This window comes from Rhodococcus sp. NCIMB 12038, from assembly GCF_002165735.1.
Lineage (GTDB): Bacteria > Actinomycetota > Actinomycetes > Mycobacteriales > Mycobacteriaceae > Rhodococcus_F.
Genome location: NZ_NHML01000024.1, coordinates 50,116 through 64,343 on the forward strand (window position 1 = coordinate 50,116; position 14,228 = coordinate 64,343).

Genomic DNA, 14,228 nt, shown 5'->3' on the forward strand with positions numbered 1-14,228 from the left:
CCTATAGATCCAGCACGAGTCGTTCGGTGATCGAACGTGACACACAGACGAACATCCGGTCCCCCTTGGCGCGCTCCGCATCGCTCAGGAGTGAATCCCGATGATCCGGAACACCGGCCACGACGCCGACTTCGCATGTGCCGCAGACTCCCTCGTTGCACGAGGACAACACGGGGACGCCGGCGGCGTCCAGGGCCTCGAGAACGGTCTGTTCGGTACCGACGGTGACGGTCCTGTCGGAGTGGGACAGTTCGATCGTGAAGGGTTCGGTGCGGACCGGTGGCGGCTGGGACGGCGCAACGAACCGCTCGAACCGGACGGCCCACCCGGGCCAGTTCGTGGACGCGGCTTCGACCGCCGCCAGCAGTGGCTCGGGTCCGCAGCAGTAGACCTTGGCCCCGTCTGCCGGCTTGTCGAGGAAATCGAGCTGCAGATGACCCGATTCGTCCTGCGGCCACACCGTGACGCGGTTTCCGTAACGAGCCAGTTCTGAGAGGAAGGCCATGGATCGACGCGACCGTCCGCCGTAGAGCAGGTGCCAGTCGATTCCCAGCTTCTCGGCTGCGGCGATCATCGTCATGATCGGGGTGATCCCGATGCCGCCGGCGATGAATTGGTATCGACTAGCCGGAGCGAGACCGAAATTGTTCCGCGGGGTGCCGACGCTGAGCATGTCCCCGACGGCCAGATTCTCGTGAATGAACTGCGATCCGCCCTTGGAGTTCGGCTCCCGCAACACGGCGACCTCGTAGGCGGAGGCATCCCACCGGTCGCCGCACAACGAGTATTGCCGCACCTGGGAACCACCGTCCGCGGTCGGCATGACCAGGTCGATGTGCGCGCCGGGCGTCCAATGCGGGAGCCGCCCACCGGTCGGCTCCTCGAGCCGCAGTTTCACGACGCCGTCTGCCACGACGTCCTTCCGCGCGACCTCGAGCGTCTGGTTTCCGGGTCGCCGGGTGACCGGCGATGCGGGCGAGGACGAGTCGGCACCATGCTGAGCAAGATGATTTGGCACGTCATGATCATGCGCGGCGCCTACTGGTGCGATCAATGTCTCACTCACTATCAAGGCGATAGCCACACCGAACGGGCCGTACAGACGACAGTGTCCCCCTCACCTGGGTTACAGGTGAGGGGGACACGGGTGGGCCGTCACGGCGAAACCGACTCGCTTCGTGGGCGAGCGGAGCCGAACGCACTCAGCAGAAACCGACCGAGCGGTCAGGCACTGCGTCGTGCGGCCTGGCGGCGAAGTTCATTGCGCGCCAGCGCGTTCTTGTGCACCTCGTCGGGTCCGTCCGCGAACCGCAGCGTGCGGACGTACGCGGCTGCCGGGGCGAGGAAGAAGTCCTGGGAAAGTCCGCCGGCGCCGTGGACCTGGATGGCCTTGTCGATGATCCATTCGACGGTCGACGGCGTGGCGATCTTGATCGCCTGGATCTCGGTGTGGGCGCCCTTGTTGCCCACCGTGTCCATGAGCCAGGCCGTCTTGAGGACCAGCAGGCGCAACTGCTCGAGACGGACCCGCGATTCGGCGATCCAGTCGCGAATCACGCCCTGTTGGCTGAGCGGCTTGCCGAACGCCACGCGTTCGTCGGCCCGCTCGCACATGAGTTTGATCGCCCGCTCCGCGATACCGATGGCGCGCATGCAGTGATGGATCCGGCCGGGTCCCAGCCGGGCCTGGGCGATCCCGAAGCCGTCGCCCTCGTTGCCGATGAGATTGGCAACCGGAACCCGCACGTCGGTGAACTCGATCTCGGCATGTCCACCGCTGTGGTGGTCGTCGTAACCCAGGACCTTCATCGCGCGCGTGATGTGGACGCCGGGGGTGTCCCGCGGTACCAGGATCATGCTCTGCTGGCGATGCCTGTCTGCCGTCGGATCCGTCTTGCCCATCACGATCAGGATCTTGGCGTTGGGATTCATCGCACCGCTGATGTACCACTTGCGGCCGTTGATCACGTAGTCGCCGCCGTCGCGAACGATGCTCGTGGAGATGTTGGTGGCGTCCGAGGACGCGACGTCGGGTTCGGTCATGGCGAAGGCCGAACGGATCTCGGCCTCGAGCAACGGAGTGAGCCATTCCTTCTTCTGCTGCTCGGTGCCGAACATCGACAGCAGTTCCATGTTGCCGGTGTCCGGGGCCGAACAGTTCAGCGCCGCGGGAGCGAGAAGCTTGCTGCGGCCGGTGATCTCGGCGAGCGGCGCGTACTGCACGTTCGTCAGCCCGGCACCCTCGGCCCCGGGAAGGAAGAGGTTCCACAGCCCACGGCTGCGTGCCTCCGCTCTCAGCTTCTGCAGGATGGGAGACTCCGACCACGCGAAGCGGTCCTCGAGGCTGTCCAGCTCCTCCAGGTACGCCGCCTCGGACGGGTAGACGTGCCCGTACATGAAGTCGACGAGTTCCTTGCGCAACTCGTCGGTCCGGGCGTCTGTCGAGAATTCCATCTACTTGTACTCCTTCAGTGAGTCGAGCCCGAGTTCGAGCAGCAACGGCACAGTGCTGCCGCTGTCCTCGAAACCCGCACCCACGGTTTGACGATTGATGTGCCGATACCGGACGCCCTCGGAGATCGAGGCGAGCTTGAAACAGGCCAGACCGAGGTGGAAGCCGAATCCCTCCAGTTCGCGGCCGCTCTCGGCTTCGTACTGTTCGATGATCTGCTTCTCGGTGAGGTAGCCGGGTGCCAGCGTCGCGTCGTACTTGGCCGGTTCCGTCGTATCCCGTTCGGACACGATCTTCGCTCGCCGCTGATAGGTGAGCATCAAGGCCAGGTCCAGGAGCGGGTCGCCCAGCGTCGCCAGTTCCCAGTCGATTACCGCGGCAGGCATGTCGTCGGCGCCGACGAGCACGTTGTCCAAGCGGAAATCACCGTGGACGATGCCGGCGGCCGACTTCGAGGGGACGGCCGCGACGAGTGCAGTGTAGAGCTCGTCGGCGCCGGGGAGATCGCGGGTGTAGGACGCGTCCAGCTGAGTCTTCCAGCGTTTCACCTGCCGGCCCAGGAAGCCCTCGGGGCGACCGAAGTCGTTCAGGCCCACCTCTCGCGGTTCCACCCGGTGCAGCTTTGCGAGTGTGCGTACCAGCTCGACGGAGATGGCTCGGGTTCGAGCGGCACCGAGTGGCCTGAGCTCATCGGCGTACCGATAGGGCACGCCCTCGATCCGCTCCATGAGGTAGAAGTCGGTGCCGAGAACGTCCTTGTCGTCGCAGTAGGCGATCATCGCCGGCACCGGGACGTCGGTGGTGCGAAGTGCGCCTGCCATTCGGTACTCCCGGCGCATGTCGTGAGCCGTCGCCATGACCTCGCCCAGTGGCGCACGCCGCACGATCCACTGTTTGTCACCGTCGGTGAGGTCGTAGGTCAGATTCGATTTCCCACCCTCGATCAGGCGTGCCGACAGCTCCCCTGCCACCAGGCCCGGTCGCTCCCCGGCCAGCCAATCGGTGATTCGATCGAGGTCCAGCCCGGGCGGGGACTGGGGACGCGTCGTCTGTGTGTGCTCCATGTGGGACCTCACGCCCGTGCGAAGACGGGGACTATCTGCTCGTAGCTGATAGCGCCCTCCTTCGCGTTTCCGAAGCGGACGGCGAGGTCGATCATGTGGTCGACCTGATCCTTGGGTGCCTTGAACATCGGTTGCAATTTCGGCGCCACCTCCTGCGCGTAGTGCTCCATGTAGGCCTTGGCGATTTCGGGAGCGTTGCCGTCGAAGGTGCCGGAGTTCAGGATTTCCGCTGCTTCGTCCTTGTGGGAGACCATCCATTCGCTGCCCTCCGACTGTGCTCGAAGCCAGTTCTTCAGAACGTCCTCGTTCTCCTGGGCAAAACTTTCGCTGGTCGAAATGCACAGCACTGCCTGGTTGCGCAATGTCTCGGGCATCGACGGCCCGGCGAAGTCGAGCAGCACCGATCCGCCTGTCTCCCGGGCGATGAACTGCCCCGAGCTCCATTGGACCGCGACGTAGCCGTCGAGTCGCCCGGCTTTCATGTTCGGGATCGCCGAGGCAGACGGGCCGGTCGCGAGATGGGTGACGTCCGAGGACTGCATACCGGCCAGTTCCAGAGCGAGGCCCAGTTGCAGATCACCGCCCGCGCCGATGGCGCTCACCCCGATCGACTTGCCTTTCAGCGACTGCATCTTCTCTTCGAACGTGGCGCCCTCGCCGGGCCAATTGCCGTTCGGGCCGACGACGATCCCGTAGGTGGTGGCCACGTTCTTCAGACCGATGATGACCGGCCGCTTGCCCTGGGTGCTGTTGGCGTGAGCACCCATCAGCAACAGGGTGTCGGAGGTGTAGCCGTTGACAGCGCCCGCGGAGACGAGCTGCAGCGCCTGCACACCGCTCTGCGGGGTGATGAACTTCGGAACGTTGAGGTTGTTCCTGGCGAAGTCGTTGTTGGCAAGATTCACGGCATCGAGGAGGAAGCTGTCACCCGGAAATGACGCGATGCTGAACTGGGCGCCCCGGCCGGAGGCACCGGCGCCCAGTCCACCCCCGCAGGCCGCCAGCAACGAGGTGGCGCCGACCGCCGCCGTGCCGATACCGAGATACTTCAACATCGACCTTCTCGAGATGTTGCTGTCCAATGCCCGCAGTTCTCCGAAGGGCGAGTCACCTTGCTTCGACCCAAACATTCGTACTCCTAGTAATTAGTGCATGCCTGGTGGCCTGACGATGTGCTGCCCCCGGTTTCCGCAAACTGGCTAGCGGCCGATCCCGGTGTGCTCCATCACCACTCGGCCGACGGTCTTTCCGTCCCCCAGGCCCTGCAGGGCCGCAGGCACCCCGTCCATCGAGACCCGTTGACTGACGAAGGGATCGATGGCTCCGGAGTCCGCCAACGCGCACAGTTCCTGGTGGCATCGATCGACCGCGCCGGGATTCTTCGTGTTGTAGAGCCCCCAGTGAATGCCCAGAATCGCGTAGTTCTTGACCAGAGCGTGGTTGAGCGCCGCGGTCTGGATCTCGCCGCCCGCGAAGCCGACGACGAGAATCCGACCCTCGAACGCAATGCATTTCGTCGAACGCTGGTAAACGTCGCCGCCCACCGGGTCGTAGATGACGTCGGCGCCTCGGCCGTCGGTGAATTCCTTGACGACCCCGACGAAGTCCTCCTGCCTGCGGTCGACGACGACATCGGCACCGAGTTGCCTGGCGTAGGCGGCCTTCTCCTCGCCGCCCACGACACCGACGACCCGGGCACCGGCGGCCTTGCCGAGCTGGATGGCCGCGCTGCCGACACCGCCGGCGGCCGCGTGAACCAGGAGGGTCTCCCCCTCTTGAATCCTGGCCAGCCGATGAAGCCCGAACCAGCCGGTCTGATACCCGATGAACAGGCAGGAGGCCTGCGCGTCGTCGAGTGAGGCGGGCGCCTGGTGGGTCGTGCTCTGGTCCATCAGGGCGTACTCGGCGAATCCGCCGTAGGGAAGGGTGGTCAGGCCCAGCACCCGGTCGCCGACCGCGGCCCGTACGACGTCCGGCCCGACCGCGACGACCTCGCCGCAGACTTCACGTCCGGGGGTGAAGGGCAGGTCGGGGCGCACCTGGTACTTGCCACGGCACATCAGTACGTCCGGGAAATTGGCTGCGCCCGCCAGGACCCGCACGAGGACCTGCCCTGCACCGGGTTCGGGAACATCACCCTCGACGAGTTGCACGACGTCGATCGGCTCGCCGAGCTGGGTGACCGACCAGGACTTCATGCGGCGGGGAATCGATGTGCTCATGCCGTCTCGAATTCGACGAGGGGCTGACCGGAAGCGACACTGTCGCCCTCGGCGACGTGGACTGCCACGATCGTGCCTGCATCTTCGGCGAGGATCGGGATCTCCATCTTCATGGCCTCGAGGATCATCAACGTCGACTCCTCCTCCACCCGGTCACCCGGTGCGACGAGGATCTTCCACACGTTGGCACCCATATCCGACTGAATCGTCTCTGACATCTCACGCACTCCTTCTGGCCAAGTTCTTTTGTCTCTGCTGGATCTTCTCGACCACACCGGTGTCGTAACGCCCGCTCGTGAACTCTTCCGAGCCGAGCACGTCTTCGAGGAAGGGCTTGTTGGTGACGAGCCCCTCGATCACGAACTCCTTGCAGGCCGCGAGGGCGCGGGCGTGCGCCTCCTCACGGGTCGCGCCGAACGCGCAGACCTTGGCCAGCAACGAGTCGAAGTGCGGCGTCACCTCGGTCCCGGCCGTATAGCCCGCGTCGACCCGGATACCGGGCCCCGTCGGCTCCTGCCACACGTCGATCGGCCCCGGGCGCGGGAAGAACCGTTTGGGGTCTTCCGCGCAGATCCTCAATTCGATCGCATGACCGCGCGGGACGGGGGCGAAGCCCGGGGTGGTGGTGCCCGACTGCGCGATGCTCAGCTGCTGCTCGACCAGATCGACACCATGGGTCAGTTCGGTGATCGGGTGCTCGACCTGGATACGGGTGTTCATCTCGAGGAACACGAAGTCACCGCTGACGGCGTCGAGCAGGAATTCCACCGTGCCCGCGTTCCGATAGCCCACGGCCCGGGCGGCCGCGATCGAACTCTCGACGAGGCGCTCTCGCAGGGCCGGATCCAGGTGCGGGGCCGGGCTCTCCTCGATCAGCTTCTGGTGACGTCGTTGCGTCGAGCAATCCCGTTCTCCCAGAGTGACGATCGAACCGTCCTCCAGACCCAGGATCTGGATCTCGACGTGCCGCGCGGACGACACATACCGTTCGACGAAAACCCGATCGGAACCGAAGCTCCGGGCCGCCATCGACTTGGTGTTCTCGAACGCCTTGCGCAGGCCGTCTTCGTCGTGCGCGACGGCCATGCCGATTCCGCCGCCGCCTGCGGATGCCTTGACCATCACCGGGTATCCGAGACGCCCGGCCTCGGCGACGGCTTCGTCGCCCGTCTCGAGCGCTGCGCCGACGTCGCCGCTGATCGGCACACCGGCAGCAGCCACGACCCGGCGCGACTCGACCTTGTCACCCATCACCTCGATGACCTCGGCGCTCGGGCCGACCCACGTCAGTCCGGACTGGGCCACCAGTCGGGCGAAGTCGGCGTTCTCGGCCAGGAATCCGTAGCCCGGATGCACGGCCGTCGCACCGGCTTGCTGTGCGATTCGGACGATCTGGGCACCGTCGAGGTACGCCTGCACCGGTGTGTCGCCCTCGAGCTGAACGGCGTGGTCGGCCTCACCGATGTAGGGCAGGTCCGCATCGACCTTGTGGTAGACCGCGACGGTGCGGACACCGAGCTTGTTGGCGGTCGAGATGATCCGCCGGGCGATCTCGCCGCGATTCGCGACCAGCAGGCAATCTGGAAATGAGTTCATCACATCGTCCTCAGTAACTCGTCGGCCAGGCGCGCAGCAGGTGCTCGCCGATGCCGTTGGTCCGGGCTCGGTAGTGGTCTTTCAGTGCGCCGAGGATGAAGTCGCGGGTCTCGGCGGGATCGATGACCTGTTCGACGCCGAAGACGCGTGCCACGTCGTACGCGGTAGTCCCCTTGGCCATCTCGGCGAGCCGCTGCGCGTAGAGCTCGGGGTCGGATTCCGCGTCGACCCCGTGGACGACCGACACCGCGGACGTGGGATCCATGAAGCTCACCTCCGTGGACCACCAGCCTGCCGTCGTGTCGGCGGTCAGTCCGCCGCCCATGTTGATGTAGGCCTGGCCGTAGTTCTTGCGAAGCGTGACAGCGATCTTCGGCACGGTCACCAGGGACAAGGCGTTCATCCAGTTGATGACCTTGCCGGCGATCTTGTTCCGCTCGGCTTCCAGCCCGATCAGGAATCCCGGCTGATCGACGAGGAACACGACGGGAATGTTGTAGGAGTCGCAGAGCACCAGGAAGCTGGTCGCCTTGTCACACGCCGGACCGTCGAGCGCCCCGCCCTTGAACATCGGGTTGTTGGCGATGATGCCGACGCTCTGTCCGCCGATCCGGACCAGCGAGGTGTCCAGGCTCTTGCCGTAGCGTGCCTTGATCGGGAACACCGAACCGGTGTCGGCGACGATCTCGATCACCTTGCGTACGTCGTAGGTCTGGGTGCGGGTCTGGGGAACGATGTCGTTGAGTTCGGCGGCACGCTCACCCGATCCGCTCGGGACCGGCGCGACCGGCGGTGTCTCACCGTTGTGCGAAGGCAGGTACGAGAGGAACCGGCGGATCAGTTCGATCGCTTCCTCGTCGGTGTCGGCGACGGCATCGGCGTAGCCGGTGACCTCGGCGTGGACCTTCCAGCCTCCGAGTTCCTGGGCGTCGACCTGCTGACCGGTGGCGCGGCTGACCAGCCCGGGGCTCGACACCGCCAGGACACTCCCCTTGCGGAAGACCGCGAAGTCGGCGGACACGGTGTGCCAGGCCGCGGATCCGAAGCAGTATCCGAATGCTGCTGATGCCCAGGGGCTTTCGCGCTGGCGGAGGAACCGCTTCTTGCTGTTGGCGGCGCCCATTCCGGTCCCGCCCATCGCGTCCGGCATCCGGACCCCGGTGGATTCGGACAGGTAGACCAGCGGCATCCCGACCTGGACGACGAGTTCCTTGAAATGGGACATCTTCTTGTTGCTCACCGGACTGCTCGACGACCCCTTGACGGTGAAGTCGTAGGCGATGACGGCTGCGCGCCTGCCGTCGACCTCGCCGGTTCCGGTCACCTTGCCGTCCGCGGGTGTCTTGTCGCGATCGGCGTCGACGGCCGAGGTCGTGAACAACCCGCTCTCCCGGAAGGTTCCGGGGTCGAGCATCAACGCGATCCGCTCGCGGGCGTTGAGTTTGCCCTCGGCGCGCCGCTGTTCCAGCTTCTTCGGGCCACCCATCGCCAGCGCGGCTGCGCGGCGTTCTTCGTGCTCCTGCTCGCGGCTGAGCGTGGGTTCAGCCATCACTGTGTCCTGTGACATCTCTACTACCTTCCGTCTGCGTCGCGTGACGCCTGGTATGTCCGCTGTCCCTGCTCGAGAACCGCCCGTGCGGCGAGGGCCGCGTCCTCGAAGGCCGGGAAGACCGGGATTCCGCGGGTGCGGGCGCGGTGCGCGTACGTCTTGATCAATGCCTCCGTCTCGGCGCTGCCGTCCGTCTTGAGCACGAGAAGCTGGTGGGTGTTCGACGCGGCCTCGTCGCGGGCACCGGCGATCGAGTCGATGACGGTGCCGGTCACGTCGCCGTGGGTTTCACCGAGGTTGCGCTGGATGATGCCCACGTTGAGGTGGGAGATCAGCACTGCCGGCTCGCTACCGGCGAGCACCACCGCGAGAACGTCCTTCGCGATCGCACCGTTCTTGACGGCGAGCGTTCCCGCAGGCACGTCGATCGGGTTGCGCAGTCCGTTGCCCGGCGGCAGGCCCAGGCCGTCCAGTTCCTCGACTACGGAATCGGCGAGCGGCGGTGTGGCCAGTCCCTGCCGCCCGAGTGCGTCGGCGCCGAGGACACTCGCTCCGCCGCCGTTGCCGAACAGAACGGCATCGCGACCGTTCGGCTTGACGGTGAGGTCGAGTGTGGACAGGGCATGGAGGGCCGTGGCGAAGTCCTCGAGCGAATCGACGAGGGTCATTCCGGCCTGCCGCGCGATCGCGGGCCACAGCCGGTGATTTCCCGCGAGGGCGCCGGTGTGGCTGGTCGCCGCCCGCGAGCCTTCGCTGGTTCGGCCACCGGCGAGAAGCACTACCGGCTTGCGTATTTCGGCCCGGGTCAGCACGTCGAGCACCTCGCGTGCCGCGGCGAGCGACTCGAGGTACAGGCCGATGACCCGGACCTCGTCGTTCCGCAGGGCGGATTCGACGAGCTCGGCGGCGGTGACGTCGGCGCCGTTCCCGATGCTGACCACGCTGTGAAAGTCGATGCCGCGCAACGATCCGACGCGGAGGATGTCGACACTCAGCCCGCCGCTCTGCGAGACGACAGCCGTCGTTCCGGGTGTCAGGGGTGCTTCGGGCACGAACGAGAGTCGACCGGCCGAGGCGTGCGTGCCCAGGCAGTTCGGGCCGATCAGCCGAATGCCCGCGTCGCGGACGGTCTGGACCAGGGTCTCCTCGAGGTCTTTTCCTTCTTCGACCTCACCGAAACCGCTGGAGATCACTTGGGCGAACCGAACTCGCCCGGCGCCTCGGCTCAGCGCCTCGCTGACACGGCTCGCGGGCAGCGCCACGAACGCGTAGTCGATCAGTTGATCGACCTCGGCCAGCGACCGCGCCGTGGGAAGTCCTTCGATGCTGTCCGCGGTCGGGTGGATCGGCACGATGGTGCCGTCGAAGCCGCCGCTCAGAATGTTCCGGATGAACCGGTTGGCGAGATTCGGCCGCTGACCGCTCGCGCCGAGGACGGCGATCCTGCGCGGATGGAACAGCGGCGTGAAATCCGTGGCCCGGTCGTCACCACGGTCCCCGGGTGCGGATCCGGTGTCTTCCACCGGACCGACGACGAAGCGCGCGTCCACGGCCACTGCCCGTGTTCCGGAAACGATGACCGGGTTCAGGTCGATCTCGATCACGTCGTCCGGCAGCGACTGCAGCAGACCGTTCGGCCCGGCGAGCCGCGAGATCAGCGTCACCAACGCCGGAATGTCTGCCTTCTCGCCGCCGCGGGCTCCGTCGAGCACCTTCATGCCGCGCAGTTCGTGCAGCATGTCGAGAATCTGGTCGTTCGCGAGCGGTGCGAGACCGAACGCAACGTCCTCGAAGACCTCGACCAAGACGCCGCCGAGGCCCACCATGACGGTCCAGCCCAGCCCCGGGGCCCGAACCGCTCCGACGATCACTTCGTGACCGGACGGCACCATTTCCTCGACGAGCAGGCCCTCCAAGCAGTGCCCGGCGGCGGCCAGTTGCTCGCCCATCCGTGCAGCGACCTCGTCGATCTCGTCGCGGCGCACCCCCACCCGCACGCCGCCGGCGTCGGACTTGTGGACGAGCGTGGACGAGATGGCCTTGACGACCAACGGCTCGCGAAGGTCGTCGGAAATCGACTGGCCGACAGCAATTTCGATGCCCCGGGGGGTGTCGATCCCGAGAGCGGAGAGCAGGGATTTACCTTCCGCCTCTGTGAACATCGCCGATTCTCGTTCCCGTGCAACGGAAATGAGTTCGGCGACTGCGTCCCGGGTGCATGGCTGTGCTGTATCGACTGACACCTGAAGTTCCTCACTGAACGTCGGATCCGGCGGCGATCTCGCTCGCTCGGCACGTATTCAGTGTGGTCAGCCGCACAGGGCTTGGGAAGGTCCGCAGCGTTGGCGGGGTGATACGGGTGCGCTATCGGGCCGTCGCCGACGAGTCGGCGTCCCGGTCGACGGCGCTGTCAGAAGTTCTTGGCAGATTCCCGCAACAGGCCCAAAAATGCCTGCACCGCAGACGTCCGCGCTTCGTCGTTTCTGACGATCGCGGAGATGCGGGCATGCGCCCACTCGAAAGGAAGGGGCACGAGCGCGACGCCGTTGCCGCTCACCGTCGAGCTGAGAAGTGTGTTGGCCATGCAGATCCCGACGCCGGCGCGCACCATGTTCTGCGATGCTTCGGCGTTGTTGGTGGCGTAGACGATCCTGGCCTCGATCCCGTCGAGTAGCTGCTCGAAGGCGGTACGGAGAATGCTGGTCTCCGCCGGGAAGATCAGCGGCTCGCCCTCCAGGTCGGAGGCCTCGAAGCCGTCCTTGGTGGCGAGGCGATGGTTCTCCGGGACCGCCAGCACCAGCCGGCCGGAGATCAGGTCGACGTGGTGCAGCAGGGCCTGCTCTGCCGGAATCAGATCGATGCCGGCCAGACGCGTCACCAGACCCACGTCGAAATGGCCGCTGAGGACGCCGCGGCTCACCATTCGCGATGGACCTTCCTCCACCTCGAAACGCACATTGGGAAAGTCGCTCAACAGGCGCTTGACCACCCCGGGAAGGATCGTCTGCGATCCCGCGGGCACCGTGCCCAGGCGGACCGTGCCGAGTTTCAGGCCACCGATGGCGCTGGCCTCCTCGCGCATCAGGTGTTCGGCCTGAACGGCGGCGACCACGTGCGGCAGGATCCGTTCGGCCGCATACGTCGGCCGAACCCCCTTGGCACCACGAACCACGAGCACGACGCCGAGGTCCTCCTCGAGCCGCTGCACCTGGTTGGTGATCGTCGGCTGGGAGATGTCGAGTTCCTTGGCGGCTTGACGGAACGATCCGGTCCGAAGCGCTGCTTCCAGATATCGCAACTGCTCGAATCTCATCGGTCTCCCTCGGTGCTGCTATGCGACGTGGCCCACATTACAGCTCGCCGGGGGCTCTCCGAACTCAGCGTCGGGCTGTTCGCGGCGATCGCCACGAAACCTCGAACCGACCGACGCGGGTCGGTCGGTTCAACAGGTCGTGGAGTCCCGTCGAGTCCCGCGAGAGGGAGCCGTCCTCGACGGGAATCGTTGTCCCCGTGGTGTATCCCGCGGCAGGCGAGCGGAGATCTTCACCGACCTATCTCGTCCACTTGGTGACCAGTTTCTGCAGACCGGAGATCGAGACGTCCAGGACCATGGACAGCAATCCCATGGCGATCAGGATCGCGAAGGTTTCCGCAACCTGGAAATTGTTGGTGACGACGACGAGGCGCTGCCCCAGGCCGGTGTAGGCGCCGACCATTTCCGACACGACGGCGCCGAGCACCGAGTAGACCGCGCCGAGCCTCAGGCCGCCGACGATGGCCGGCAGAGCCGCGGGAATCTCGATCTTGAAGAAGCGCTGGGTCCGCGTCATGCCCAGCGACTTGGTCAGCTGAGCGATGTCGTGGTCGATGCTCTTCATCGCACCCATCGTGCTGGTCATCAGGACGAAGAACACGACGCTGAAGGCGACGAGGGCCTTCGGTCCGAAACCCAGGCCGAACCAGAGGATGAAGATCGGTGCCAGCGCGGGACGCGGAAGGCTGTTCATCAAGGTCAGGAACGGTGAGGCCGCGGTGTGGAGCACCTGGACGCGGGCGAAGACGACGCCCGCGAGGATGCCGGCGATCGCACCGGTCACCAGCCCGACCATCGCCCCGCTGAACGTCGCCGTGACGTCGGTCCAGAAGACGCCGTCGCTCAGCTGGGCGATGAACGCGCGCGCGACATCGAGAGGGGCGGAGATCATCATCGGGTCGACGATCATGTTTCCGGAGACATAGGCCCAGACGGCGACGAAGAGTGCGAGTGCACCCACCCGAAGCGACCAGACGAGGATCTTTTCGTTGCGCCGCGCGCGACGCCGCTCCACGAGGATCGTGTTGTCGATGTCCGCCGGTTCGTCGTTGTTCGCGACTCCGCCGATCGACGCGATCGTGCGGGGCGCTTCAGTGATGGATTCCATGGCGGGACCTTCCCTTCGAGTCTTCTGGACAGCTGTGCAGGTCAGGCATCGAGCGGTCCTCGGACGAGTTCGACGTCGGCGGCCGAGGAGGTGTGGGGGCCGCCCGTCACCTGCAGGACGGTTCCCGTGATGAAGCTTGCGGCGTCGGAGCACAGGTAGAGGCACGCATCGGCGACCTCTTCAGGCCTTCCGACGCGTCCGAGTGCGAGGTAGCGACCGAACTTCTGCTCGGTCTCGGGAGATGCGAAACGAGACGCGGGTGTCAGGGTGGCGCCGGGTTCGACGCAGTTGACTCGGATGCCGCGATCCGCCCATTCCCAGGCCATCGTCTTCGTCAGCGAGGCGAGCCCCGCCTTGGCTGCCGCGTAGGCGCCGCGGAGCGGGTGTGCGTGGTTGGCCGATCCGGATCCGACGTTGATGACGTTTCCGCCGCCCTGACGTTCGAAGACCGGCAGGCATGCGCGGGCAGCGTGGAAGGCCCCGCTGAGGTTGGTGTCGATCGTCGCGTTCCAGGCATTGACCGACAGGTCCTCGAGGCGCGATGCGAAGTTGCCGCCGGCATTGTTGATCAGGACGTCGATCCGACCGAACCGTTCGAGGGCGGTCCGGACGAGATCTTCGGCAGTCTTCGGCTCGCGGATGTTGCCGGCGACGAGGGCGGCCTTCCGTCCGAGCGCTTCGACACTCTCGACTCTCGCCTGGAGCGTTTCGGCGTTGCGCCCGTGCAGGATCAGATCTGCTCCCGCTTCCGCGAACTTGTCGGCGAGCGCCGACCCGATGCCTCCGGAAGCGCCCGTCACTATGACGACCTGGTCCGTGAAGTCGAAAGTGGTCTGACCGACCTTGTTGATGGTGGCGGCTTCTCTGGTCACCTGACGTCCTCCTCGTGATTCGCACCCTGTGTGGGCAGCTTGTGACGCACTG

At 65.9% G+C, this 14,228-nt stretch carries 12 protein-coding genes; all 12 read right to left on the minus strand.

Features of this window, described 5'->3' with window-relative positions; all coding sequences use genetic code 11:
- Position 1: 1 nt before the first annotated feature.
- Positions 2–1,018, minus strand: a complete 1,017-nt coding sequence (locus CA951_RS30635; protein WP_087560437.1) for a PDR/VanB family oxidoreductase — start codon at positions 1,016–1,018, stop codon at positions 2–4.
- Between the two features lie 206 nt (positions 1,019–1,224).
- Positions 1,225–2,454, minus strand: coding sequence for an acyl-CoA dehydrogenase family protein (locus CA951_RS30640; RefSeq protein ID WP_087560438.1), 1,230 nt, complete (start codon positions 2,452–2,454; stop codon positions 1,225–1,227).
- Positions 2,455–3,516 (minus strand): phosphotransferase family protein, encoded by a 1,062-nt coding sequence (locus tag CA951_RS30645; RefSeq protein WP_087560520.1) that lies wholly within the window; start codon positions 3,514–3,516, stop codon positions 2,455–2,457.
- An 8-nt stretch (positions 3,517–3,524) separates the two neighbouring features.
- Complete coding sequence (locus CA951_RS30650; protein WP_179220371.1) at positions 3,525–4,571, minus strand: ABC transporter substrate-binding protein; 1,047 nt, start codon at positions 4,569–4,571, stop codon at positions 3,525–3,527.
- A 144-nt stretch (positions 4,572–4,715) separates the two neighbouring features.
- Positions 4,716–5,714: an NADPH:quinone oxidoreductase family protein gene (locus CA951_RS30655; RefSeq protein ID WP_087560521.1), complete on the minus strand. Its 999-nt coding sequence runs from the start codon at positions 5,712–5,714 to the stop codon at positions 4,716–4,718.
- Between the two features lie 20 nt (positions 5,715–5,734).
- Positions 5,735–5,956, minus strand: coding sequence for a biotin/lipoyl-binding carrier protein (locus CA951_RS30660; RefSeq protein ID WP_087560440.1), 222 nt, complete (start codon positions 5,954–5,956; stop codon positions 5,735–5,737).
- A 1-nt stretch (position 5,957) separates the two neighbouring features.
- Entirely contained in the window at positions 5,958–7,334 is a 1,377-nt protein-coding gene (locus CA951_RS30665; RefSeq protein ID WP_087560441.1) for an acetyl/propionyl/methylcrotonyl-CoA carboxylase subunit alpha, read from the minus strand.
- 10 nt (positions 7,335–7,344) lie between these two features.
- The gene (locus CA951_RS30670; protein ID WP_087560442.1) at positions 7,345–8,883 is read right to left on the minus strand and encodes an acyl-CoA carboxylase subunit beta; all 1,539 of its coding nucleotides are present in this window, start codon (positions 8,881–8,883) and stop codon (positions 7,345–7,347) included.
- 23 nt (positions 8,884–8,906) lie between these two features.
- Positions 8,907–11,126 carry an acetate--CoA ligase family protein gene (locus CA951_RS30675; protein ID WP_256974155.1) on the minus strand — a complete coding sequence of 740 codons (2,220 nt, stop codon included), beginning with the start codon at positions 11,124–11,126 and terminating at the stop codon, positions 8,907–8,909.
- Positions 11,127–11,293: 167 nt separating this feature from the next.
- A complete protein-coding gene (locus CA951_RS30680; protein WP_087560444.1) occupies positions 11,294–12,196 on the minus strand; it encodes a LysR family transcriptional regulator in 903 nt (300 codons plus the stop codon).
- A 238-nt stretch (positions 12,197–12,434) separates the two neighbouring features.
- Positions 12,435–13,304, minus strand: a complete 870-nt coding sequence (locus CA951_RS30685; protein WP_087560445.1) for an ABC transporter permease — start codon at positions 13,302–13,304, stop codon at positions 12,435–12,437.
- Between the two features lie 41 nt (positions 13,305–13,345).
- Complete coding sequence (locus tag CA951_RS30690) at positions 13,346–14,176, minus strand: SDR family NAD(P)-dependent oxidoreductase (RefSeq protein WP_160100115.1); 831 nt, start codon at positions 14,174–14,176, stop codon at positions 13,346–13,348.
- Between the last annotated feature and the right edge of the window lie 52 nt (positions 14,177–14,228).

What these genes read in the sequence shown, in the direction of transcription:
- CA951_RS30640 (WP_087560438.1), bottom strand. Translation starts at nt 2,454, where the DNA reads ATGGAATTCTCGACAGACGCCCGGACCGACGAGTTGCGCAAGGAACTC.
- CA951_RS30645 (WP_087560520.1), bottom strand. Translation starts at nt 3,516, where the DNA reads ATGGAGCACACACAGACGACGCGTCCCCAGTCCCCGCCCGGGCTGGAC.
- CA951_RS30650 (WP_179220371.1), bottom strand. Translation starts at nt 4,571, where the DNA reads ATGTTGAAGTATCTCGGTATCGGCACGGCGGCGGTCGGCGCCACCTCG.
- CA951_RS30655 (WP_087560521.1), bottom strand. Translation starts at nt 5,714, where the DNA reads ATGAAGTCCTGGTCGGTCACCCAGCTCGGCGAGCCGATCGACGTCGTG.
- CA951_RS30660 (WP_087560440.1), bottom strand. Translation starts at nt 5,956, where the DNA reads ATGTCAGAGACGATTCAGTCGGATATGGGTGCCAACGTGTGGAAGATC.
- CA951_RS30665 (WP_087560441.1), bottom strand. Translation starts at nt 7,334, where the DNA reads ATGAACTCATTTCCAGATTGCCTGCTGGTCGCGAATCGCGGCGAGATC.
- CA951_RS30670 (WP_087560442.1), bottom strand. Translation starts at nt 8,883, where the DNA reads ATGGCTGAACCCACGCTCAGCCGCGAGCAGGAGCACGAAGAACGCCGC.
- CA951_RS30680 (WP_087560444.1), bottom strand. Translation starts at nt 12,196, where the DNA reads ATGAGATTCGAGCAGTTGCGATATCTGGAAGCAGCGCTTCGGACCGGA.
- CA951_RS30685 (WP_087560445.1), bottom strand. Translation starts at nt 13,304, where the DNA reads ATGGAATCCATCACTGAAGCGCCCCGCACGATCGCGTCGATCGGCGGA.